The organism is Psychromonas sp. KJ10-2 (genome assembly GCF_047323255.1).
Lineage (GTDB): Bacteria > Pseudomonadota > Gammaproteobacteria > Enterobacterales > Psychromonadaceae > Psychromonas.
In genome coordinates, this window is the sequence record NZ_CP178827.1 from 2,727,920 (window position 1) to 2,749,985 (window position 22,066).

Consider the following 22,066-nt stretch of genomic DNA (forward strand, 5'->3'; position numbering starts at 1 on the left):
TTATCTTTAACCCAGTTATACACTGGATTGAGTTAAAGGGGATTGATAAGGATCACTCTTCGCCGTGATAGGCGGTTCCGGTGTAATCATCAAAGCGTGAGTAACGACCTTGGAAGGTTAAACGTACTTTACCGATTGGACCATTACGTTGTTTACCTATGATAATTTCAGCAATGCCTTTATGTTCACTGTCTTCGTGATAAACCTCATCACGGTAGATAAACATGATTAAATCGGCATCCTGCTCAATCGCGCCTGATTCACGTAAATCTGAGTTAATTGGGCGTTTATCAGCACGTTGCTCTAGACCACGGTTTAGCTGTGAAAGGGCAATAACTGGACAACGCAACTCTTTGGCTAAGGCTTTCAAAGAGCGCGATATTTCCGAGATCTCTAGGGTACGGTTTTCACTTAATGAAGGTACACGCATTAATTGCAGGTAATCGACCATGATCATGCTGACACCACCGTTATCACGGGCAATACGACGTGCACGCGAACGTAGTTCAGTAGGTGTTAAACCAGAGCTATCATCAATGAACATTTTACCGCGATCTAATAAAATAGACATAGTAGAAGAGAGGGAAGCCCAGTCATTTTCATCCAGTTGACCAGTACGGATTTTACCTTGATCGATGCGACCTAGTGACGCCAACATACGGTTCATGATCTGATCCGCTGGCATCTCAAGTGAGAAGATGATTGTTGGTTTATCTGCATTTAATGCAGCATGTTCAGCTAAGTTCATAGCAAAGGTGGTTTTACCCATAGATGGACGTGCGGCAACGATGATCAAGTCACCAGGTTGGAAACCTGTGGTCATTTGGTCTAAATCGTTATAACCCGATGATAAACCTGTAATACCATCACGTGGGTTTTTACATAAATCATCAATTTTAGCGACCGTCTCTTTCAAGATATCTTTGATCGCTTGTGGACCTTCATTTTGGTTATTACGCGCTTCTGCTATCTGGAATACTTTAGTTTCGGCAAAGTCTAATAGCTCTGAACTATTTCGTCCTTCTGTATCATAGCCCGCTTCCGCAATATCATTAGCAACACCAATTAACTCTCGGACAATGGCTCTTTCACGCACGATATCCGCATAGTTGTTAATATTAGCTGCACTAGGAGTGTTCTGTAATAGTTCAGCAAGGTAGGCAATGCCACCTATGCCTTCTAACTCCTGTGTATTTTCTAGCTTTTCAGATAAGGTAACGATATCCACAGGGATATCATCACTACTGAGTTTTTCAATGGTTGAGAAGATCAGGCGGTGTGCACGTGTGTAGAAGTCACGGTCTACAACACGTTCGGATACATCAGACCAAGTATCGTTATCTAATAATAAACCACCGATCACTGCTTGTTCTGCCTCAAAGGAGTGGGGCACGGTTTTAATAGGTGAGTTCATGGTGTTATTTTTTTGTTTGGTAAACGCTGGCTTATCCGCCATATTTAAATCCTAACGAGTGAAATTGATAAAACAGGATATTTTATGCAAATGTATAGGGTCAGAGTCAATGGATTTAGCGCTAAACTGCGTCTTTAAATCTGCTACTTTTTAGCTTTACTAAGAGAACTCATGTGCATAAATTATTGTTGAGTACTTTAACAAATAGACTAGCCTGGGTCATCATTTAGCTGTGCATTACTATGATTGATTTGTTGCTTATCGCAGAACGAGTTCACCTGTCTATACGCATTATTTGGGTGTGTTAAACTGGTTGGATAATAGATTAAGGGTACAAGGAAAGTATGTGTTAGCCAAAGGGACTATTTGGTCGAAGATAAGCAATCGTTTTTGGGTCAGCAGTAAGGTGGTGCCGAACAACCCATTAAGTACATTAGGAATAGATGCTTCGCGTCCAATTATCTATGTCTTGGAACAAAATAGCAGTAGTGATTTACTCGCATTGCAAAAAGCTTGTCAGCAAACAGCGTTACCGGATCCATTCCAAATAATTACTATAGCGGATCAAGTGCTCTCTTCTGTGATCTATTTACATGATAATTATTGGTTTAAAAAGGCCGAGCTAAAACAACAGCAAAGCAATTACCTTAATCAATACCAACAGTTATTCAGCTTATATCGTGCAGATAATGATTTAGCAGTACAACTTGTGCCTGTGACCTTTTTCTGGGAAGAAAACCCAGGCAAACAAACATCTAGACAAGCCTTTTCAGGACACACTAACATTAGCCGTTGGCATAAAGCCTGTTTGATGATGGTGGCCGGACGTGATCACTTAATACGCTTTAACCCTCCAATTTCAGTAAGTGCGTTAATAAAAGATCAGAGAAATACTGATAGTAAACAACAAGCCTACCAGTTAGCTAGGGTTGCGTTACATTATTTCAGAGCACAATATAGATCGACGCGTGGCCCTGTGATCCCTAAACGCAAAAAAATCATTAAGCAAGTGCTTGAAAGTGAACAGTTACAACAAGATATTCAACAATACAGTGCTAAAACAGGGATGCCAGAAACACAAGTCTCTGAGCAGTGTGAGGCTTATTTAAAAGAAATAAGTAGTCAGTTTTCCTATCGACTTTTACGCTTTTTTCGGATTGTGTTAGGTCGTGTGTGGAATGGTATCTATCAAGGTATTGAAGTTAATAATGCACAAGCAGTGAGGGATGCGACTCAAAGTGGAGCGGAAATCGTATATATGCCTTGTCACCGAAGTCATATGGATTACCTCTTACTTTCATATCTATTATTTGAAGAAGGTTTAATGCCTCCGCATATTGCAGCCGGAGTGAATCTTAACTTTTTCCTGCTGGTGGTATTTTTAGACGCTCTGGTGCATTTTTCTTACGCCGTACTTTTAAAGATAATCCTTTGTACGGAAAAGTATTCAAAGCCTACTTTGCTATGTTATTTAAGCAGGGTTATCCCATTGAGTTTTTCACTGAAGGTGGACGTAGCCGAACAGGGCGGTTATTACCGCCTAAAACGGGGTTATTGGCGATGAGTATTGATACTTTTCTCTCGCAACCTCAACGTAATGTGGTGATTGTCCCAATCTATATAGGTTATGACCATATCATGGAAGTGAGTACTTACATGAAGGAGTTGTCAGGGCAACACAAAAAGCAAGAAAACGCATGGCAAGTGATAGGAATAGTTAAAAAACTAGGTAATTTTGGACGCGCGTTTGTGAATTTTGGTGAGCCGATTAATTTGAAGCATTACTTTGAGCAACAAGTGCCTACTTGGCGAGAGGAAAAATTAAGTGAGGGACAAGTAGCGCAGCAGGTTAACCAGATTGCTACACAGGTGATGCAAGGGATCAACCAAGCCACTGCGGTGAATGCTCTGCCTTTATGTGCTGCCATCTTGTTAGCGAGTACACACCATCAACTTGGTAAACAGCGTTTGTTAACCTTGATCGCTTTGCATCAACAATTATTAGGTTTGTTATCAGATAATAGGTTAATGACTTACCCAAAGGAGCAAGCTGAGCACGTTTATCAACAAGCTTTTTCCCTTAATAAATTCTCAGAGTCTCAGCATGTGATCAGTTGTGATACAGCACAAAGCGCCCATTTGACTTATTACCGCAATACTATAGTGCATCTATTTGCATTACCTTCATTGCTGAGTTTTGTATTAATTAAACTGAGTAATAAGAATAATCAACTTCTTCGTGATGCTATAGAGCCCTTGCTTGCGAGGTTATTACCTTATGTTGAAGCGGAATATTTTTTAGCGCCAGCATCACAACCTTTAGTCGAGAGAGTTAACCTGTTATTAGTGCATTTACAAAGTATTAATATGCTTCGTATTAAGGGTGATTTTATCGAAATAAGCCATTTATCGTATTTAAAAGTGCTCAGTGCCCATTTAAGTGAGACGCGATTACGTTATCATTGTGTGTTATCGCTATTAGTGGCTGACTTTCAACAAAGTAATGCGGATTTGATCGCAGCGAGTAAAATACAATTAACTGAGCAAAGCATCGAACCCTTTGATCAAAAAGTGATTGAGGTGTTTATTAGGCAGCTTGATAGAAAAAGTTTTACAATGGATGCAGCACAGCAGTTGTTAGCGTGTTTATCCGACCATTAGGAAAGAGTATGTTATTAGATGGAAAAGCATTAGTGGCGTCGTTACGCGCTGAAGTCAATGAAGTCGATTGTGCGACAGTTAATCAGCATTTACACAATAAAACGCCTTTGTTATTTATTGATATTAGAGAGCCGGATGAAACTGCTGCAGGCTACCCAGTAGGGAGTGAGTGCATACCGCGTGGTGTATTAGAGGTGCAATTATCTACTTTGCCTGCATACCAAGCTTTGATTAGTGATTTGCCTTCTGCTGCTCAATTACCTATCTATCTAATATGCCGTTCCGGTGCGCGAAGTGTGTTAGCAGCTGCCTCTTTACAGAATATGGGCTATCAACAGGTTTATTCTGTGGCAGGTGGTTTTATCGCTTGGCATCAACAAGGGTTGTTGGTTCAAGGTGAATAAACCCTATCTAATTTTAAAAGAAGCGGTATTTTTTCAGGAAGAGATTAAAAAAGTCGCTTTCTGACGTTTTTACAACCGGCTAAAGGCAAAGCAGAAGCGATGCAGTTTCTTGCTGAGATTAAAGCTGAACACAAAGATGCTCGTCATCACTGTTGGGGATTTATTGGTGGCAGCCCCAAAGACAGTGTAAATATGGGCTGCAGTGATGATGGTGAGCCTAAAGGCACAGCTGGTAAGCCTATTTTAGCGGTATTGCAAGGTACTAATGTCGGTGAAATGGTGGCCGTGGTGGTTAGGTACTCTGGTGGCATTAAATTAGGAACTGGTGGATTGGTTCGTGCGTATAGTAATGGTTTGCAGCAATTATGTCCGGAGATGCCAACAACAGAAAAGCGTTTTTTGAGCAATTTCAGTTACAATGTAATTATGCGCAAATGGCAACTTTAGAGCATATACTGACAACACATTCAGGACGCCTTATTGACGTTGATTACCAACAATCAGTACAGGCATTAATAGAAGTGGATAGAGAGCAGGTTGCTTTATTTAAACAAAAATTACAATCATTGATGCAGGGACAAGTCATTGCAAAAAAATTAACAGCGCAACAAATGAATTGGGTTAACTAGTGGCAATTCGTTCAATTATCCGAATTGTAGGTATGCTGATTGGGTTATTTAGCTTAACCATGCTACCACCTGTTTTTATCGCTTACATCTATCAAGATGGTGGCGGTAATGACTTTTTAGCCGCTTTATTTGTGACTTTAGTGATTGCTTTAGTTTTTTGGTTACCAAACCGACGCCATAAAAGTGAGTTAAAGGCCCGAGAAGGTTTTTTAATTGTTGTGCTGTTTTGGGCAACGCTAGGTAGTGTGGGGGCGATCCCTTTCTTGATGAGTTCCAGCGTTGATATGAATTTGGCTACCGCCTTTTTTGAGTCATTTTCAGGCTTAACGACTACTGGTGCCACAACTATTGCAGAACTCAATGACTTGCCTAAGTCGATTCTTTTTTATCGACAAATGCTGCAATGGTTTGGTGGTATGGGGATCATTGTCTTAGCGGTCGCGGTACTGCCAATGTTAGGTATTGGTGGTATGCAGTTATACCGCGCTGAAACACCTGGGCCGGTTAAAGACTCAAAAATGACACCGCGTATTGCAGAAACAGCAAAAGCGTTATGGTATGTCTATTTATGTTTAACAGTGGCGTGCATGTTGGCGTTTTGGCTCGCAGGAATGACCCTGTTTGATGCTCTGGGACATAGTTTTTCGACGGTATCGATTGGTGGATTTTCTACCTATGACTCCAGTATGGGACATTTTGATAGTGATGTGATTAATATGATCACAGTGGTGTTCTTGATTATCTCTGGTATTAACTATGCCTTGCATTTTACCGCTTTTTCGGCCAAAGAGTTTAGCCTACGTGTATATCGGAAAGACCCAGAAGTGCGTGCCTTTATTTTTATCCAAGTTTTCTTAACCGGTATATGTTTTTGGGTGTTAATGGGCAATGATATTTATAGCACCATTGAAACCACTTTTTCTCATGCGTTATTTCAAGCCGTTTCTATCTCAACAACGGCGGGATTCACCACCACTTCCTTTTCTGACTGGCCGCTGTTTTTACCTGTGTTATTGATTTTCTCTAGCTTTATTGGCGGATGTGCAGGTTCAACGGGTGGTGGATTGAAAGTGATCCGTGTCTTGTTGCTAAACCTACAAGGGCAACGTGAATTAAAGCGTCTTGTGCACCCTAAAGCTGTTTATAAAATTAAGTTAGGTAATAAAGCCTTACCAGACCGTGTGGTCGAAGCAGTGTGGGGATTCTTTTCCACCTATGCGTTAGTCTTTATTATTTGTATGTTAGCTTTGTTAATGACCGGAATGGATGAGTTAAGCGCCTTTTCTTCGGTGGCGGCTATGTTAAATAACTTAGGTCCAGGTTTAGGTGATGTGGCATTACACTTTAATGATGTCAGTGATGCGTCTAAATGGATCATGATCATTGCTATGTTATTTGGTCGATTAGAGGTCTTTACTTTACTCGTGTTATTCACACCTGTTTTTTGGAAAAATTAAGCTATGTCTACTATTCAAACACCGATCAACACATTAATTATCTATTCCTCTGTAGACGGACAAACACTTAAAATCATTGAACGAATTAAACAGTCCATTGAAGGTGACGTTACTGTGGTCAACATTGATGATAATCCAACTATTGATTTTACTTTATATAACAAGGTATTAGTTGGCGCGTCTATTCGTTACGGTAATTTTAGAAAGAATATGATTAACTTTGTTAATCAGCACCAACAACAATTAGAGGGATTACAAAATGCATTTTTTGTGGTGTGTTTAACCGCGCGTAAACCTGAAAAAGCAGTACCTGAAAATAATGCTTATATGAAAAAATTTGAGCAATTATCAAGGTGGCAACCACAACACAAAGCCGTGTTTGCAGGGGCTTTATTGTATTCTCGTTATAATTGGTGGCAGACATTACTGATTCAATTGATCATGAAAATGACAGGTGGCAGTACTGATAAAACACAGGATATGGAATTAACGGATTGGCAAAAAGTAGAAGAATTTGCTGAGCGTTTTAATCGCCTGTAAACAGCAAATTTAAGCTGAAATATTTATGCCACTGATTTACAATGTTTGCCCTTTTACCCGCTTAGATGATCAATAGGTTGCTATATTTTGAGTCAGAGTATGACTAGTCCTGCACAAAACGTCTTGTTAGATGTCTTCGGCTACAATCAATTTAGAGATGGTCAAGAAACGGTTATCAATGAACTGATCACAGGGCGTGATGCATTAGTTGTAATGCCTACTGGTGGCGGTAAAAGTTTATGCTTTCAGATACCAGCCTTAGTACGCGAAGGTATTTGTATTGTTATCTCTCCATTAATCTCTTTGATGAAGGACCAGGTTGATACCCTACAAGCTTGTGGTGTTGCTGCTGCTTACCTGAACTCTACACTCTCTTATCAAGAACAGAATGAGATTATTAACGCCTTACACCAGGGCCGTTTAAAGCTTTTATATGTGGCTCCTGAGCGTTTATTACGTCAAGATTTTATTGCGCGACTGCAACATTTACCGATCAACCTTTTTGCAGTGGATGAAGCGCATTGTATCTCTTCTTGGGGACACGACTTTAGGCCTGAATATGCACAGTTAGGCCACCTTAAAGAATACTTTCCCAATACGCCTTTAGTTGCTTTAACTGCAACGGCGGATCATGCCACTCAACAAGATATTTTACAGCGCTTACAACTACAAGATCCATTAATTGAAATCCGCAGTTTTGATCGCCCTAATATTGAATACTTGCTGATTGAAAAATATCGCCCATTAACGCAGCTGTTTAATTATTTAGATCAGCATAAAGATGAAAGTGGCATTATCTATTGTACTAGTCGTAAACGTACGGAAGAGATTGCTGGTAAACTCGCTGCAAAAGGGCTTAACTCTCGTTGTTATCATGCCGGACTACCCCTAGAAGAGCGTCAGCATGTGCAAGATCTGTTTATTAAGGATGAAGTAGAAATTGTTGTCGCAACGGTGGCCTTTGGGATGGGAATTGATAAACCGAATGTACGTTTTGTGGTGCATTATGAGATCCCAAAAAATATCGAATCATATTATCAAGAGACAGGACGTGCTGGACGAGATGGTTTACCTGCACAGGCAATGTTATTTTATGATCCTGCCGATCCTGCGCGTATTCGTAGCCTCTTAGAGAAAAACCCGAATCAAGAACAGTTACGTATTGAGTTACATAAACTTAATACCATGGTGGCCTTTGCTGAAGCGCAAACCTGTCGCCGTCGAGTGGTATTAAACTACTTTGGTGAGTACAGTCCTAAAGCCTGTGGTAACTGCGATATTTGCTTAGATCCTCCGCAAAGTTACGATGCGACTGTGGATGCACAAAAAATATTATCTTGTGTTTATCGTACTGGGCAACACTTTGGTATTACGCATGTTGTTGAAGTATTACGTGGTGCGCAGACAGCAAGAGTGAAAAGCCTAGGGCATGATCAGTTATCAACCTTTGGTATTGGTAAAGATAAGTCCACTGAGCATTGGTTTAGTATCGCCAGACAATTAATCCACTGTGGTTTGCTGATGCAAAACTTAACACGAGGCTCTGCACTGCAGTTAACCGAAGCTGCTCGTACAGTATTAAAGTCTGAACAAGCCTTAATGCTAGCGGTACCACGCTTACAATTAGTGAAAGCCACAGCAAAACAGAAGCGCCGTAGTGTGTCAGCAAATGCAGATAGTAAGTTATTTGCTAAATTACGCCATCTACGTAAGCAGATAGCTGATCAAGAGAACTTGCCTCCTTATGTGATATTCAGTGATGTCTCACTGTCAGAAATGAGTGAAATGATGCCAACTAATGACTCACAATTCCTGTCCATTACAGGTGTAGGCCATATTAAGTTAGATAAATATGGCGAAGAGTTCATCTCTGAAATCAAACAGTATGTTGATACATTATAGCGTTAGCTAATTACTCTAAAAGTGAATGAGCTCTGACAACTTAGACCAGTTAATTTCAGGCTCGGCCATTTTCTGTGATATCACCGGTTGCCATTGCGCTTCATCCTCAGCCAAGCTAAAGGAAAAAGGATAATAAAGCGTTAACCCCACACGTAGGTCCGTTGCAATCAACTGACTTTCCTGTTTAGTAAATTGCAGTAAACCGCTACTAAACCATTCTAAACGTTGTAATTCATCAGAGTTAAAGCCATTTAATAATTCACGCCCAGTATCAAAAGCTTGCCAAGTTAGTGGTTGTTGATTAAAAGCATGAGTAAAGCTAACGTAAAAGCGGTCTTCTTGGTAACTCAGGACACGCCATATTAATGTATTAAAGGGGTTGGTGAAATGAAGACCTGACCATTCTGTGCAATTGGATCTTGCTCTAACTGGCTGTTAATTTGCAATCGTTGTACCTGTCCTTGTATTAAGTACAAGCTGCTCACTAGTAACATAAAAGCGTTAATTTTCTGCCATTTAGGAGACCGAAAGTTAAGCCATAAGCCGATAATCCCAAATAGAAGTGGCAGGGTGTATAAAGGGTCAATAATAAAGATACTGGACCAATTAACAGGCGGAATATTGATTGGCCATAATAACTGAGTGCCATAAGTGGTAAACGCATCCAATAATGGGTGTGTTATTAATGGGAGAAAAATGACTAGAAATAAAGATTTTTTATGTTCAGATAAAGTGGGCCTTATTAAAAGCGCTAACCAATAAAAAGTAGACTGAGCGCAGTTAATACAAATAGAGAATGACTAAAGCCGCGGTGAAAGGTGAAATCTTGAATAGCTGTTTGGTAATTTAATAATACATCTAAATCTGGAAGAGTACCTAGTAGGGCACCTGCGATTAACGCTTTACGCCCAAAGGGCTTGATACCGACTAAACCTGCAACACTAGTACCTAACGCTATTTGAGTGATTGAATCCATGTTTACTCTTTAAATAACAGCTAAAAATCTAGTGTAATACAAACAAGATTAAGTACAAATCAAGTTGGCATAAAATCCATGATATTGCCTTATTATTTTGTTTACTTAGCCTTGTGTTATGTTTGCCATTTAGTTACTTAAAGTCATTTAAGCGTGTTAATACCTCATTAAAAACAATAGGAGCAACGCTTTTTTCAATCTCAGTTAAGCTTTTCTTTTTAAATAGTTCACTGAGAAATGCACATAAATAAGTTAAAGGCGCATGCGCAAATAATTTTGGGTTAGAGAGGTAATCATTACCTCGGTGACTCATCCAAGCTGCGTTGTCCTCTTGATCCATAAAGTGACCACGTAAGATAACCTCTTGTAACTTTTCTAATAATTGGTGGTAATCAAAATAATCGCTTTCAAAGTCGACTTTATAAGATGCGATTAGATTAATTGTGTCTTGTTTAGGTAAGTTATTAAGTTGATGAATATTGCTCATTTTCGGGCTCCTCATTGTACGGTTTTAAAAAATTCGATTTATCAATGTGGTCTAAAAATTAGCATATTTTTATGACGTATTTGTTATTCAAGGTGGCAGTTTTAGAGATTGATGAACTGTATGCGTTTCTTAGTAAAAGAATGTGATTAAGGTCACCGCTACTTGATAGAAAGTCTGTAGAGAAAAGGTGTTTAGGGTATGAAATGATAGCCGACTGTTTAGTAAACAACCGGCTTACAGCATCTATTAATTAACTGTTTTAAGTAATTGGTAAGTTAAAGAGTGTTTATTATTACCAATAATTAAAGAGTCTTGATCAACCATCACATTTGACCAATCACTCAGTACACTGGTGACATCCATCTCAACGCCATTTTTTAGTTCATCACACATCTTACGGGTGTTCGCCATATCAGTAATACGTAGTTGATTATCACTAAACTCTGCTTTACCAATGAAGTTGTTACAGCCTAAGTTACCGGTACTTTTGTTTTGTGGGTCGATAGTAAGTGTACTATTGATCACTGTGGCTAACTGAATATTATCAACATGAGTTAATTTCCAGTTATGTTGCAATTGTTCTATTTTTACTTCTTGTGGAATGATTTGTGTTTCTGCAGTACAAGCACCCAAGATTACACTACTCAGTATTAGTGTAATCGCTTTAACAGTTTTCATAATATTTAATCCATTTAATATGTAGATATTGTTATTATTATTTTTATTATAAACAATATAAATGATACTTCTTATCATGTGAAGTAATTGATTTAAGTATCATTTTTCTTAGTTATTTTTTATTGTTACGTTTCACGCTTTTCACACCGCTTAATTTCTTAATTTGACGCATGATACGAGACAAATGTATTCGGTTAATCACAGTTAAGGTAACGTTAATTGAATAGATTTGATTAGTCACCGCAGTGGTTTGTAAATCTATAACGTTCGCATTACTTTTGGCTATTACGTTAAACATTTTCGCTAAGCCAGCTTTATGATTAGCCATCTGAACCACCAGATCACTTGAGTATTCATACTGGTTCATAAACTTCATATCCCATTCGACAGCGATATACTTATCAAGTTCATTTTCAAAGCCACTAACATTGTGACAATTGGTCACATGTACCACGACCCCTTTACCGGTACTGGTATGAGCAACAATTGGATCGCCTGGTAATGGCTTACAACAGTTTGCATAAGTCAACATAATGTCCTCTGCACCTTTAATAGCGCTTTGGCGAATATTTTGTTTATGTTGTGACTCAGTGAGTTCGCCAGCATTACCGCGTAAACGTCTTGCTATGATTAAACTCAGTAGTTTACCGCTACCAATTTCATGTAACAGGTGGTTAAAGCCATCTAGATGATGATCGGCGATCACCTTGTCGATATTTTCCTGTGGGATATCGGTTAAATTAGTCGCATTGAGTGCCTGTTTTAATAAACGGCGACCTAATGGGATGGTGGTAGTTTGTGGTAACTGTTTTAGGTAGTTACGAATACTGTTTCGTGCTCTATGTGTGGCAGCAAAGTTCAACCATTCAGGACTTGGGCTAGGCTCTTTACCTGTAATGATCTCAATGGTTTGACCACTTTCTAATTTTTGGCTTAATACTGAATATTCATTATCTACTTTGGCACCAATACAATGATGCCCAATCTTGGTATGCACGGCATAGGCGAAATCTACGGCAGTGGCAAAAGCAGGTAGCACGATAATTTTACCCTGAGGGGTTAATACGTGAATATCATTCTTGCCTAACTCTTGTTTAATATTTTCTAGTAAAACAATGGAGTTGGTGCTGTTATCTTCTTGCTCAGTTAATCCTTGGAACCAGTTACGAGTTTGCAGTTGTGCGGCAATGTTAGTGGTTTGTTTACCTTCTTTATAGCTCCAATGTGCAGCAATACCGTGTTTAGCAACAGCATCCATATCTTCAGTACGGATTTGAATTTCTATATTCACACCTTGATGGGTAATCATAGTGGTGTGCAAAGATTGGTAACTATTGGTTTTTGGTAAGGCAATATAATCTTCAAAGAACTCTAATTTTGGCTGATACAAATGATGTATTTGGCCTAGTACGCGATAACAAGTATCTAGGTCTTTTACGATAATTCTAAAGGCATACACATCCATAACATCATGGAATTGGCAGCCTTTTTTACGCATTTTTTTGTATAAACTATAGAGGTGTTTTTCACGACCAATCACTTGTGCATCAATAGACATTGAATTGAGTTGTTCTGATATTTCATCACAAATACTTTCAATAAAGTCTTGGCGGTTACCGCGAGCTTTGGCAATCGCCTCTTTTAATACATGGTAACGAGCTGAGTTTTGCGCTTTAAAGGCAAGTTCTTCCAGCTCATTTTTTAAATGATGTAAACCCAGACGGTTAGCAATTGGGGTAAAGATTTCAAAGGTTTCTTGAGCGATACGCTGACGTTTATCTAAGCGTAATGAATCCAGAGTACGCATATTGTGTACGCGGTCAGCAAGTTTAATTAACATTACTCGGAAATCTTTAGACATGGCGATTAACATTTTTCGGATGTTTTGCGCCTGTGCTTGTTCACGATTTTCAAAGTTGAACTTATCTAGCTTAGTCACGCCCTCTACAAGTTGTGCTACATCAGCATTAAAAGCCTCTGCTAACTCTTCATGTGTGGTGTCTGTGTCTTCCAATACGTCGTGCATTAGCGCTGCAGATATCGCTTCGTAATCCAGCTTCATATCAGCCAAAATACCAGCTACTGCTACAGGGTGTGTAATATAGGGTTCCCCACTTGCTCTTTTCACACCATCATGTGCCGCATATGCATAATGAAATGCGCGTTCGACAAAGGCAACATGCTCTTCTGTCATATAGGTTTGAATAGATGCTTTAAGTGGTTGGAACATGAATATTACTTTCCTTATTTTAACGTTACTTTAGTAGCATAATCGCTGTTTAATGAGTTTCAAAGTATTTAATGCTCTAAAGCAATAATTAGCGCTTATTCAGCCTCTGACCATTGTTTTAAACGGTTTATTTCTTGTGGCCACAGACTTTCATCTGTGGTTTCTAAAATCAGTGGGATGTCATCAAAGCGTTTGTCTTTCATTAGATATTCAAAACAATCCCAACCAATTTCACCTGCCCCTAAAGGTGCATGTCGATCTACACGGCTAGCAAAGGGCACTTTGCTGTCATTGATATGCATTGCGCGTAAATACTCAAAGCCCACTACATCAGAAAACTCCTTAAAGGTTGTTTCTGTTGCTGCAATCCCTCGTAAGTCATAACCTGCGGTGAAGGTATGACAGGTATCAATACAAACACCTACACGTTGTTTATCATCAACCTGTTCAATAATCTCCGCAAGGTGTTCAAAACGATATCCTAAGTTGGTACCTTGACCAGCAGTATTTTCAATAATCGCAGAAACGTGAGTGGTTTGCTGTAAAGCGATATTAATGGATTCGGCAATACGCTTTAGACAATCTGCTTCTGCTATCTTTTTCAAGTGACTACCTGGATGAAAGTTTAACAAGCTTAAACCGAGTTGTTCACAACGTTGCATCTCATCTAAAAAAGCATGGCGAGACTTTTCTAGTGCTTCTGCTTCCGAGTGGCCCAAATTAATTAAATATGAGTCATGAGGTAAAATATTTTGGCTTTGTATCTTATAACGTAAGCACGCTGCTTTAAATTTACGGATCGTATTTTCGTCAAGTGGTTTAGCCTCCCAACGTCGTTGATTTTTAGTAAATAAAGCAAAAGCTGTTGCCCCAATATCATGGGCATTTTTAGGAGCGTTAAATACGCCACCAGAGGCACTAACATGTGCGCCAATATATTTCATTCATTAAGCTCTTAAATTCAAGTGGATAACCAGTATATCTAAAGCTTAGGCTAGGTCAAACAGTAAACGACCTTAACGGTTATTTATTCTGAACGAGTTATGATGCTGGAATGGAAGCGGGTTGATTTTTGTTAATGGTGCCCGATTCAACGGGCATTTTAGCTTGTGGGGTAGCATCGCTTGTAGTGGTCGAAGGTGTACTATTCATATTATTACTGACTTCCGACTTTTGCAGTGTTGCTTGTTGTTTTTTCTGAGTGGTGTCTTTAGGCTTTTTGTACTCACTACCGATACTGTTAAAGTTATCAATAGGTTCGATATAGGTATCTTTTAATAAGCCTTGCGTGCCATTATTATGCGGCACCGCTGTGTCACTCTTAACTGGCGCGGCTCTTTTTTCAGAGGCCTCCACTGAAAAGATTATCAGTGCAAATAAGATGCTGATAAAGTGATGCATAATGCTGACTCATAAATAGAATAATGGGTAAATATTAATCAAAGTTATCCTAATTAACAAGATGTAGGAGATTCAAGTGGCTTGTAACGCTTGTATGAGTGGCTTATTCAAAGAAAAATTGGGGCGTTGTAAGCAGTGTATGCTGATTAATCTAGTGATGTTAATTGGTTTTTTTGCTGTTTATATGATGGTAGATATTGAACAATGGTTAGTCGTTCAGCAGGTCACTTTTTTAATGTTCTTTGCTATTACTGCTATCTTGATGGCATTACATTTATTGCTATGGTGTTTTTACCGTTTAACCGACAAACACTAAAATGGTGTGATGATGAGAATGCGCTAAGGCAAATAAACACAACCTAAAATGGTATCTCTTGTCGCGCCTGTGACAGCTTTCAACGGGACTTTCCTTTCTAATATTCTTTGTTCTGCTAACCAAGCAAAAGCAACGGCTTCTACATACATTGGGTTAATGGCTAAGGCCTCGGTGGTTTGCACTTGATGACCTACCAATAATGCATTTAAACGTAACATTAATAATGGGTTTAATGCACCGCCTCCACAAACATACACATCACAAGCTTGGCTTTGTTGTTTGATTTGTTCTGCAATAGTGATGGCTGTGAATTCTAATAACGTTCGTTGCACATCTTGTGCTGGATAATTTTGATCGGCTATCCGCTCGGTTAACCAAGTGAGATTAAATTTTTCTCTTCCGGTACTTTTAGGAGCAGGTAAAGTGAAATAAGGATCTGCTAATAATTGGTTTAATAGTGTTTGATTAATTTGCCCACTCTTAGCAAACCAAGCATCTTTGTCATAGATTTGCTGATGATGCAGGTTAATCCATGCATCCATCAACATATTGCCAGGTCCTGTATCATAACCAAAGGCATGTTCAGTGCCATTTAATACACTGATATTAGCAATCCCACCAATATTCAAAATAACGCGTTGTTGCTCATGCTCAGCAAATAAAGCTTGATGAAATGCGGGGACTAAGGGCGCACCTTGCCCACCGTAAGCCATATCCATACGTCTAAAGTCAGCAACGCAAGGGATCTGTGTTTGTGCAGCGATCACATTGGCATCACCAATTTGTTGGGTAAAAGCAATTTCAGTATCAGGAGAGTGATAGATGGTTTGACCATGACTGCCTACTGCCGTGACAGTGGATGGGTTGATACCTTCTTGGCTAAGTAGATGATTAACCGCCTGTGCACAAGCGGCCGCAAACAGGTGATCTACTTCCCCTATTTGATGCAAGCTGCTGTGTTTTTCATTACATATATTAAGCAATTGTTGGCGCAGTTTAGGGTCTAGGTCAATGGCAGTCCCTGCAACTTGTACAAAACCGTTTTCATTGCGCTCACATAGTGCAACATCAATGGCATCCAAGCTGGTGCCTGACATTAAACCTAGATATAAACCTGATCTATTTTGCATTACTTAAATGACTCGAGAAAATTGTTGCTGGCGTGCCTGTTGGCGTAAATACACATCAAAACACATACAAATATTACGGATCAATAGCTTACCTGTGGCAGAAACTTGAATCTGATGTTTATCCATGGTGATCAGCTTATCCTCAATAAAAGGCGTTAACAGTTGCATGTCATGTGCAAAATAATGATCAAATTGTATCGCAAATTGTTGTTCAATGGTGTTTTTGTTTAAGCGGAAGTTACAGATTAATTGTTTGATCACTTCGCGGCGGATTAAGTCATCTTTGCTTAATTGAATACCTCTCCATTGTGCATGGCCTAATTGCTCAACTTGTTGGTAATAATCTTGTAGTTTTTTTGATTTTGCGAATAACAATCACCAATCTGACTGATCGCGGATACCCCCATGCCTAATAAATCAGCTTCTTGCTGTGTAGTGTAACCTTGGAAATTGCGATGCAGTTTTCCCTGTTGTTGCGCTACAGCTAGTTCATCATCCGGCTTTGCAAAATGATCCATACCAATAAATTGATAACCAGATCGAGTTAAAAATTCGATGGTTTGCTGCAATATCGCGAGTTTTTCAGCGGGTTTAGGCAGATCATGCTGATCTATTTTACGTTGTGCGGCAAATAAACTAGGCATATGTGCATAGTTAAATATAGATAAACGTGCAGGATCTAAGGTCAGGACTTTTTGCAAAGTATAGGCAAAACTCTGTTGATTCTGTAAGGGTAAACCATAAATCATATCAAGATTAATGGATTGAAAGCCTTGCTGTTTTGCACGTGTTAATAATTGCTCTATAAAGGCTTCATCTTGTTCTCGGTTCACCGCTTTTTGCACGTCTTTATTAAAGTCTTGAATGCCTAAACTTAAGCGATTAAATCCCTCTTTGGCTAGATGGTTTATGGTGTTTAAGGCAATTTCTCGAGGATCTACTTCAATGCTTAACTCTGCATCCTGTGCAAAGTTAAAGTGGCTTCGTAATAGGGCCATCAGACGAGAGATTTGTTTGGGTAATAAAAAGGTCGGCGTACCACCACCCCAATGTAATTGACTAACAACACGATTTGTCATTAAGCGAGATTGGTGAGCTATCTCTTTTGCTAAATAATCTAAGTATTTATCTGCTTTTTCTTGATGACGAGTAATCACTTTATTACAGCCGCAAAAATAACAAATCTTGTGACAAAAAGGGATATGGATATATAAAGATAAAGGACGTTCTGGATACTGCTTTGTTGCAGTGGATAAGTCGTTTTGCGTGAATGTATCGCTAAACTCTAACGCGGTTGGGTATGAGGTATAACGAGGACCACTGTAATTGTACTTTTCAATTAGGGCTTGATCCCAAATCAGCTGTTGCATCCGTCACTCTCTTTTATACTTTAATTATAAATCGCGTCAGAGTAACAGCTAAATAGCACGTTCTTATTGAGCTAGATCAGTTGCTTAACTAATAAAAAGTGCTATTGATTTAGGTTAAATAGTAAATTCCGCAAGTTGAGCGCTTTCTTTGATGATCGCCTCTTCCATTTCTGCTTCAAAAAGCTCACGTCTGGCATCTAATATTTTAATCTCTTTGACTGGACGAGCCTTACGTTCTTCATGAGTTGGCATATCTTTAACTTTTTCAAACATAGCCGTTAAAGCGGGGTAATCACCGGCGATATCTACAGCCTTTTCAAGCTGTAAGGTTTCTAATAAAACCGTTAAGCGAATTGCTGCTTCAGAAACGTTACATTGCTTTTGTAAGGTCGCTTTTGCAATAAAACGAATACTTTCCACAATATTATTATTTCGTTCTTGAATTTTTTGTTGCTTAAATTCAGCCTGTGCTTGTTCTGCCTTTAACGCTTTTGCTTTATGCATTTTGATTTTATTAAGTAACATACCCGCATAAAAAGCCAATGCTAAAATAATAACAACGGCAATAATGGCAAAGATCATACTTGTAGTCATATTAAGTCTATCCTATCTAAATTCATCCAGTGCAGAGCTTGCATCTTCAAACTGTTGTAGTAAATCTTCTTCGCCTTCATCATCCATCCAACCTAACTCTTTCATTAGTTCTTGGTGACGTTTTAGCTGTTGATCAACCCATGCTTGATCTTCTTTCGATAACGCTTGATCTGTTTCTGCTTGCTCTAGTAGATCATTTAGACGGTCATCATTTTCGATATTCGCTAGCTCTTTCTCTGGAGAAATTTTAACTGGCGCTTTTTGTGGTGCAGGAGCGCTTTTAACCACTTTCACTTTTGGTTGCATATCGATTTTAGGCTTAACCGCTTCTTGTGGTTTATCGTTAAGCGTTAATGCAATTGGTTTTTTACTGCCAACACGTTTGTCATTTTTTGCTTGGCGTTGGCTTTGTTGCGCACCTTGTTTGCTTTCAACGGCATTACGGTTACCGGCTTTATTGCCTTTTAATTTTTCTTTACGCTTCTTTTCACGTGCTTCTTTTGCTTGTGTTGACGTTTCTTTTCTACGGCCATCAAATTTAGCGTCACTGTTACCCGCTGTACGGCTTTTTTTAGAACGAGACATGTTTATAGTTACCTTTAAATATCAGTTTTCATCTTATTACTATGCGTTGCTTTAATAACATGAAAATAGTGGTGTTACACACCAGAATTGGGGATGTTAATGATGCGCAGAATAACAGGTTTATAGGGTGCTTAGCAATCAAGGTACTTGAATCAAACGCTATTTCTCTGGTGTTAGGTGGATGCCTTTAGCAATTGTACTTAATAAGTGATTTATCGGATATCGATAGGGTAATTCTGTAAGCTATTTATATGCTTGCTAAGCATAAGATTTTTATCACCTTTAATATTAAAGATGATCGCCTATTGAGGGATTTTGTTGATTCAGGCTAGCGCTTGATAGATTTTCAGGTCGGTTCCATTTAATTTCTAAAGTTTGCGGTTTTAGCCGTGCTATAATGCGCGCAAATAAAAACCATTGTGAAATGGTCTTTCAAAACAAATTTGCTATAAAAATGAGATGAGGCATATCGTGGAGTTTCCAAAAATACATTTTCAAAAAGCGCACTTTTTAATTAGTGCACCAGATATTCGTCATTTAGATAAGCATTTGCCAGTGGAAAGTGGCATTGAAGTGGCCTTTGCTGGCCGTTCAAACGCAGGTAAATCAAGTGCCTTAAACCGTCTAACACGTCAAAAAAGCTTAGCAAGAACCAGTAAAACTCCTGGTCGTACGCAGTTGATTAACGTCTTTGAAGTTGAAGAAGGTAAAAGATTAATCGATTTACCTGGGTACGGTTTTGCAAAAGTACCGCTAGAGATGAAATTAAAATGGCAAAAATCACTAGGTGAATACCTGCAAGAGCGAGAATCACTAAAGGGCTTAGTAGTATTGATGGATGTACGTCATCCTTTTAAAGACTTAGATCAACAGTTAATCTTTTGGGCTATCGATGCAAACATTCCTGTATTAGCGCTATTAACTAAAGCAGATAAACTAAAGCAGGGCGCTCGTAAAGCAACCTTATTGAAGATGCGTGAAGAAGCTAAAAACTTTGAAGGTGATGTACAGGTTGAACTGTTTTCATCATTAAAAGGCTTAGGTGTTGATATTTTAGAGCGTAAAATTGCGCAATGGTATGGTGAACATGATTTACTAGAAGCCAGCGAAGAGACTGCTGACACACCTGCTGAATAAATTCTTTCTGAACATGATCAACCCTATCGTCAGTTATTTACGATAGGGTTGATGATTGAGTTAACCATTCATACTTGCACGGTAGGGAATCGACATCACAAAGTGTGCTCCTTGCTTTTCTGCTACATGTTCTATTGTTCCCTTAAATAATTGACTCACAATATTATAGACAATATGTGTCCCCAAACCGCTACCACCTGAGCCTTTTTTCGACGTAACAAAAGGGTCAAAAACACGGTCTGCTATATCCTCGGCAATACCTCTACCAGTATCTCGGTAGTCAATGACTAACATGCTCTCTTGTAGTTGAATATTAATGAAAATATGACGTTCACCGGACCAATCATTAAAGCCGTGAATCATCGAATTGATAATCAGGTTTGAGTAAATCTGTACGAAACTACCAGGGAAGCTATACATAGATAGAGTCTCTGGGCAATCAATATGCACCTGGGTTCGGCTCTGTTTTATTTTATGTTTTAATGAAATTGCTACTTGTTCAACGTTTTCTTTTAGATTAAATGAATAACAAGACTCTGAAGACTGATCTACAGCCACTTGTTTAAAGCTACTGATCAGCTCTGCAGCACGTTTTAAGTTGCTATGTAACTGCTTGCTGGCGTCTTGTGACTGTTCAACAAAACGATTTAAGTAGGGGCGTGATAACTCTGTTTCCTGTAGGTGGTTATTTAGCGCTGCAATCTCTTCCTGTAGCGAAGAAGCTGTGGCGACACTCATGCCAATAGGGGTATTAATTTCATGTGCCACGCCTGCCACTAAACTCCCTAGTGAAGCCATTTTTTTCGATTCAACTAAGTTTTGTTGAGTACGTTTTAATTGTTCAACGGTTTGTACCATTTGCGCATTACTAGCGGTTAATGCCGCAGTACGCTTACTTACTTTCTCTTCTAGTTGATCGTTTAGTTGTAGTATTTCCTGCTCAACCTGTTTTTGTTGGGTGATATCGTGACCAAAACCGATTAAGTACTTGATATCCATCCCTTCGTAAAAGGCAGAGAAGGTCCAAAGTAGGGTATTTACTTCGCCCATTTGGTCATGCATCTCTATTTCAATTCCATCTAAAGGCTCATTTTCAGAGAGCTTTTCTTGTAACTCAGGTTGGCGCTCTGATAACACAAAAATATCTAACCAATTCTTTTGGTTTAACTCTTCTTGAGAGTAACCTGTTAATATTACCGCTGCTGGGTTAATGGTGGCTATTTTGAAATCGGCATCTAAACAACAGATAATGGTGCTAGAGGAGTTAATAATGGTGGCTGAAAAGTCACGCTCTTGCTGTAACTCATTAATGGCTATCTCTTTATCTGTTAATTCAGCGACAATCCGTCTTTGCATCTTATTCAGTAGATAAACTAATTCATCCAACTCATCATTAGAGGCGGATAAATTGGCTTTTCGTCCATCTAACACTAAATTTTTATTGTTCGAGGAGAGTTTTATATTACGGGTATATAGCGCGATCTTATTAATATGGCGGATCACTGTGTAATAAATAATAAGCAGGATACTGATAGCCACTGCCATTATTTTAATAATTTGGTTAATAAAGATAGAAAAAGCATCATTAAGCAACTGTTGGTAGACCTGATCTAATGAAGCCGCAACAAATAACGCGCCAACGACTTGTTTTTGATGTACTAAATCAAACTTTGCACTAATGTCATACTTTGCTTGGAATATACCCTGATGAGTCATAGCCACTTCTGTGTTGCCGACCACTTCATAGACTTTGACATACTGCATATAGGGCAAGTTCATTATACGTTGGCTCTGAACTTCGATTTCCTCTTTATCAAAATTCCACAGGCTTTGGGCTAAGGGCTCAACAAAGGTTGTTTCAACTTGTTCAATGCCGTTATGAATTTTTGTTAAATTGCTTTGATAGGTGATTAGTAGTTGAATTAAGGTAATAAGAATTGCAAGCGCAAAGCTACACACTAGAACATAAGAAAGCAGACGAATCGATAAACTATTTCGCATTCTAAAAGATTGTAAATTAATTAATGATTTGATTTTATTTCTTAACATTTATGTGAATCCACTACCCAGATTGTTATAGATGAGGTTACCATTTAGCCCTGATATTTAACACATTTACAAGCGGTTAAGTGTTTATATTAGATAAGTTTTAGAT

Annotated in this window: 22 protein-coding genes and 2 pseudogenes; 10 read left to right on the top strand and 14 right to left on the bottom strand. The window is 38.8% G+C overall.

Annotated features, from left to right (window positions below):
• Positions 1-52: 52 nt before the first annotated feature.
• The gene (dnaB, locus tag ACLKL2_RS13230) at positions 53-1,456 is read right to left on the bottom strand and encodes a replicative DNA helicase (RefSeq protein ID WP_113820130.1); all 1,404 of its coding nucleotides are present in this window, start codon (positions 1,454-1,456) and stop codon (positions 53-55) included.
• Between the two features lie 1,216 nt (positions 1,457-2,672).
• On the opposite strand from dnaB, the pseudogene ACLKL2_RS13235 reads away from it, so the two are divergent.
• The 8 genes and pseudogenes from ACLKL2_RS13235 to recQ all read left to right on the top strand — a co-directional run.
• Positions 2,673-2,977: pseudogene (locus ACLKL2_RS13235) on the top strand (1-acyl-sn-glycerol-3-phosphate acyltransferase); the annotation flags it as partial.
• 93 nt (positions 2,978-3,070) lie between these two features.
• Positions 3,071-4,075: a hypothetical protein gene (locus tag ACLKL2_RS13240; protein WP_413694321.1), complete on the top strand. Its 1,005-nt coding sequence runs from the start codon at positions 3,071-3,073 to the stop codon at positions 4,073-4,075.
• An 8-nt stretch (positions 4,076-4,083) separates the two neighbouring features.
• A complete protein-coding gene (locus tag ACLKL2_RS13245) occupies positions 4,084-4,479 on the top strand; it encodes a rhodanese-like domain-containing protein (protein ID WP_413692049.1) in 396 nt (131 codons plus the stop codon).
• A gap of 99 nt (positions 4,480-4,578) precedes the next feature.
• On the top strand, positions 4,579-4,926 hold the full coding sequence (locus tag ACLKL2_RS13250) for a YigZ family protein (protein ID WP_413692050.1): 348 nt from the start codon (positions 4,579-4,581) through the stop codon (positions 4,924-4,926).
• On the top strand, positions 4,914-5,108 hold the full coding sequence (locus ACLKL2_RS13255; protein ID WP_413692051.1) for a DUF1949 domain-containing protein: 195 nt from the start codon (positions 4,914-4,916) through the stop codon (positions 5,106-5,108). Before ACLKL2_RS13250 ends, ACLKL2_RS13255 begins: the two co-directional genes overlap by 13 nt.
• The gene (locus tag ACLKL2_RS13260) at positions 5,108-6,565 is read left to right on the top strand and encodes a TrkH family potassium uptake protein (protein ID WP_413692053.1); all 1,458 of its coding nucleotides are present in this window, start codon (positions 5,108-5,110) and stop codon (positions 6,563-6,565) included. The genes ACLKL2_RS13255 and ACLKL2_RS13260 overlap by 1 nt, the downstream gene beginning before the upstream one ends.
• Before the next feature lie 3 nt (positions 6,566-6,568).
• On the top strand, positions 6,569-7,105 hold the full coding sequence (hemG, locus tag ACLKL2_RS13265) for a menaquinone-dependent protoporphyrinogen IX dehydrogenase (protein WP_113820135.1): 537 nt from the start codon (positions 6,569-6,571) through the stop codon (positions 7,103-7,105).
• Between the two features lie 99 nt (positions 7,106-7,204).
• Positions 7,205-9,007 (top strand): DNA helicase RecQ, encoded by a 1,803-nt coding sequence (gene recQ, locus ACLKL2_RS13270; RefSeq protein ID WP_113820136.1) that lies wholly within the window; start codon positions 7,205-7,207, stop codon positions 9,005-9,007.
• A gap of 15 nt (positions 9,008-9,022) precedes the next feature.
• On the opposite strand, the gene ACLKL2_RS13275 is transcribed toward recQ, so the two are convergent.
• The 8 genes from ACLKL2_RS13275 to ACLKL2_RS13310 form a co-directional block, all read right to left on the bottom strand.
• Positions 9,023-9,178, bottom strand: coding sequence for a hypothetical protein (locus ACLKL2_RS13275; protein WP_413692055.1), 156 nt, complete (start codon positions 9,176-9,178; stop codon positions 9,023-9,025).
• A 191-nt stretch (positions 9,179-9,369) separates the two neighbouring features.
• Complete coding sequence (locus ACLKL2_RS13280; protein ID WP_413694322.1) at positions 9,370-9,798, bottom strand: metal-dependent hydrolase; 429 nt, start codon at positions 9,796-9,798, stop codon at positions 9,370-9,372.
• Positions 9,759-9,983: a metal-dependent hydrolase gene (locus ACLKL2_RS13285; protein WP_413692056.1), complete on the bottom strand. Its 225-nt coding sequence runs from the start codon at positions 9,981-9,983 to the stop codon at positions 9,759-9,761. The genes ACLKL2_RS13280 and ACLKL2_RS13285 overlap by 40 nt, the downstream gene beginning before the upstream one ends.
• A 133-nt stretch (positions 9,984-10,116) precedes the next feature.
• A complete protein-coding gene (locus ACLKL2_RS13290; RefSeq protein ID WP_413692058.1) occupies positions 10,117-10,470 on the bottom strand; it encodes a hypothetical protein in 354 nt (117 codons plus the stop codon).
• A gap of 246 nt (positions 10,471-10,716) precedes the next feature.
• Entirely contained in the window at positions 10,717-11,148 is a 432-nt protein-coding gene (locus tag ACLKL2_RS13295; RefSeq protein WP_113820139.1) for an META domain-containing protein, read from the bottom strand.
• A 112-nt stretch (positions 11,149-11,260) separates the two neighbouring features.
• Positions 11,261-13,384 (bottom strand): RelA/SpoT family protein, encoded by a 2,124-nt coding sequence (locus ACLKL2_RS13300; RefSeq protein ID WP_413694323.1) that lies wholly within the window; start codon positions 13,382-13,384, stop codon positions 11,261-11,263.
• A gap of 89 nt (positions 13,385-13,473) precedes the next feature.
• Entirely contained in the window at positions 13,474-14,322 is an 849-nt protein-coding gene (nfo, locus tag ACLKL2_RS13305; RefSeq protein ID WP_413692060.1) for a deoxyribonuclease IV, read from the bottom strand.
• A gap of 97 nt (positions 14,323-14,419) precedes the next feature.
• A complete protein-coding gene (locus ACLKL2_RS13310; RefSeq protein WP_413692062.1) occupies positions 14,420-14,779 on the bottom strand; it encodes a hypothetical protein in 360 nt (119 codons plus the stop codon).
• Between the two features lie 76 nt (positions 14,780-14,855).
• Between ACLKL2_RS13310 and ACLKL2_RS13315 the strand changes: the two genes are divergently transcribed.
• Positions 14,856-15,095, top strand: a complete 240-nt coding sequence (locus ACLKL2_RS13315; protein WP_413692063.1) for a DUF3624 family protein — start codon at positions 14,856-14,858, stop codon at positions 15,093-15,095.
• A 23-nt stretch (positions 15,096-15,118) separates the two neighbouring features.
• Here the strand turns inward: ACLKL2_RS13315 and ACLKL2_RS13320 are convergent, their stop codons facing one another.
• From ACLKL2_RS13320 to yihI, 4 genes and pseudogenes are all read right to left on the bottom strand, one after another.
• Positions 15,119-16,225, bottom strand: a complete 1,107-nt coding sequence (locus ACLKL2_RS13320) for an anhydro-N-acetylmuramic acid kinase (protein WP_413692064.1) — start codon at positions 16,223-16,225, stop codon at positions 15,119-15,121.
• Positions 16,226-16,228: 3 nt separating this feature from the next.
• Positions 16,229-17,595: pseudogene (hemN, locus tag ACLKL2_RS13325) on the bottom strand (oxygen-independent coproporphyrinogen III oxidase).
• 114 nt (positions 17,596-17,709) lie between these two features.
• Complete coding sequence (locus ACLKL2_RS13330; protein ID WP_113818449.1) at positions 17,710-18,189, bottom strand: DUF2489 domain-containing protein; 480 nt, start codon at positions 18,187-18,189, stop codon at positions 17,710-17,712.
• A gap of 12 nt (positions 18,190-18,201) precedes the next feature.
• Positions 18,202-18,774 (bottom strand): Der GTPase-activating protein YihI, encoded by a 573-nt coding sequence (yihI, locus tag ACLKL2_RS13335; protein ID WP_113818450.1) that lies wholly within the window; start codon positions 18,772-18,774, stop codon positions 18,202-18,204.
• Between the two features lie 471 nt (positions 18,775-19,245).
• Here yihI and yihA point away from each other — a divergent pair, with 471 nt between their 5' ends.
• On the top strand, positions 19,246-19,911 hold the full coding sequence (gene yihA / locus ACLKL2_RS13340; RefSeq protein WP_258546851.1) for a ribosome biogenesis GTP-binding protein YihA/YsxC: 666 nt from the start codon (positions 19,246-19,248) through the stop codon (positions 19,909-19,911).
• A 60-nt stretch (positions 19,912-19,971) separates the two neighbouring features.
• Here the strand turns inward: yihA and ACLKL2_RS13345 are convergent, their stop codons facing one another.
• The gene (locus ACLKL2_RS13345; RefSeq protein ID WP_413692066.1) at positions 19,972-21,960 is read right to left on the bottom strand and encodes an ATP-binding protein; all 1,989 of its coding nucleotides are present in this window, start codon (positions 21,958-21,960) and stop codon (positions 19,972-19,974) included.
• Between the last annotated feature and the right edge of the window lie 106 nt (positions 21,961-22,066).

What these genes read in the sequence shown, in the direction of transcription:
- dnaB (WP_113820130.1), bottom strand. Translation starts at nt 1,456, where the DNA reads ATGGCGGATAAGCCAGCGTTTACCAAACAAAAAAATAACACCATGAAC.
- ACLKL2_RS13240 (WP_413694321.1), top strand. Translation starts at nt 3,071, where the DNA reads ATGAAGGAGTTGTCAGGGCAACACAAAAAGCAAGAAAACGCATGGCAA.
- ACLKL2_RS13245 (WP_413692049.1), top strand. Translation starts at nt 4,084, where the DNA reads ATGTTATTAGATGGAAAAGCATTAGTGGCGTCGTTACGCGCTGAAGTC.
- ACLKL2_RS13250 (WP_413692050.1), top strand. Translation starts at nt 4,579, where the DNA reads ATGCAGTTTCTTGCTGAGATTAAAGCTGAACACAAAGATGCTCGTCAT.
- ACLKL2_RS13255 (WP_413692051.1), top strand. Translation starts at nt 4,914, where the DNA reads ATGGCAACTTTAGAGCATATACTGACAACACATTCAGGACGCCTTATT.
- hemG (WP_113820135.1), top strand. Translation starts at nt 6,569, where the DNA reads ATGTCTACTATTCAAACACCGATCAACACATTAATTATCTATTCCTCT.
- recQ (WP_113820136.1), top strand. Translation starts at nt 7,205, where the DNA reads ATGACTAGTCCTGCACAAAACGTCTTGTTAGATGTCTTCGGCTACAAT.
- ACLKL2_RS13285 (WP_413692056.1), bottom strand. Translation starts at nt 9,983, where the DNA reads ATGGATTCAATCACTCAAATAGCGTTAGGTACTAGTGTTGCAGGTTTA.
- ACLKL2_RS13290 (WP_413692058.1), bottom strand. Translation starts at nt 10,470, where the DNA reads ATGAGCAATATTCATCAACTTAATAACTTACCTAAACAAGACACAATT.
- ACLKL2_RS13295 (WP_113820139.1), bottom strand. Translation starts at nt 11,148, where the DNA reads ATGAAAACTGTTAAAGCGATTACACTAATACTGAGTAGTGTAATCTTG.
- nfo (WP_413692060.1), bottom strand. Translation starts at nt 14,322, where the DNA reads ATGAAATATATTGGCGCACATGTTAGTGCCTCTGGTGGCGTATTTAAC.
- ACLKL2_RS13310 (WP_413692062.1), bottom strand. Translation starts at nt 14,779, where the DNA reads ATGCATCACTTTATCAGCATCTTATTTGCACTGATAATCTTTTCAGTG.
- ACLKL2_RS13320 (WP_413692064.1), bottom strand. Translation starts at nt 16,225, where the DNA reads ATGCAAAATAGATCAGGTTTATATCTAGGTTTAATGTCAGGCACCAGC.
- ACLKL2_RS13330 (WP_113818449.1), bottom strand. Translation starts at nt 18,189, where the DNA reads ATGACTACAAGTATGATCTTTGCCATTATTGCCGTTGTTATTATTTTA.
- yihI (WP_113818450.1), bottom strand. Translation starts at nt 18,774, where the DNA reads ATGTCTCGTTCTAAAAAAAGCCGTACAGCGGGTAACAGTGACGCTAAA.
- ACLKL2_RS13345 (WP_413692066.1), bottom strand. Translation starts at nt 21,960, where the DNA reads ATGTTAAGAAATAAAATCAAATCATTAATTAATTTACAATCTTTTAGA.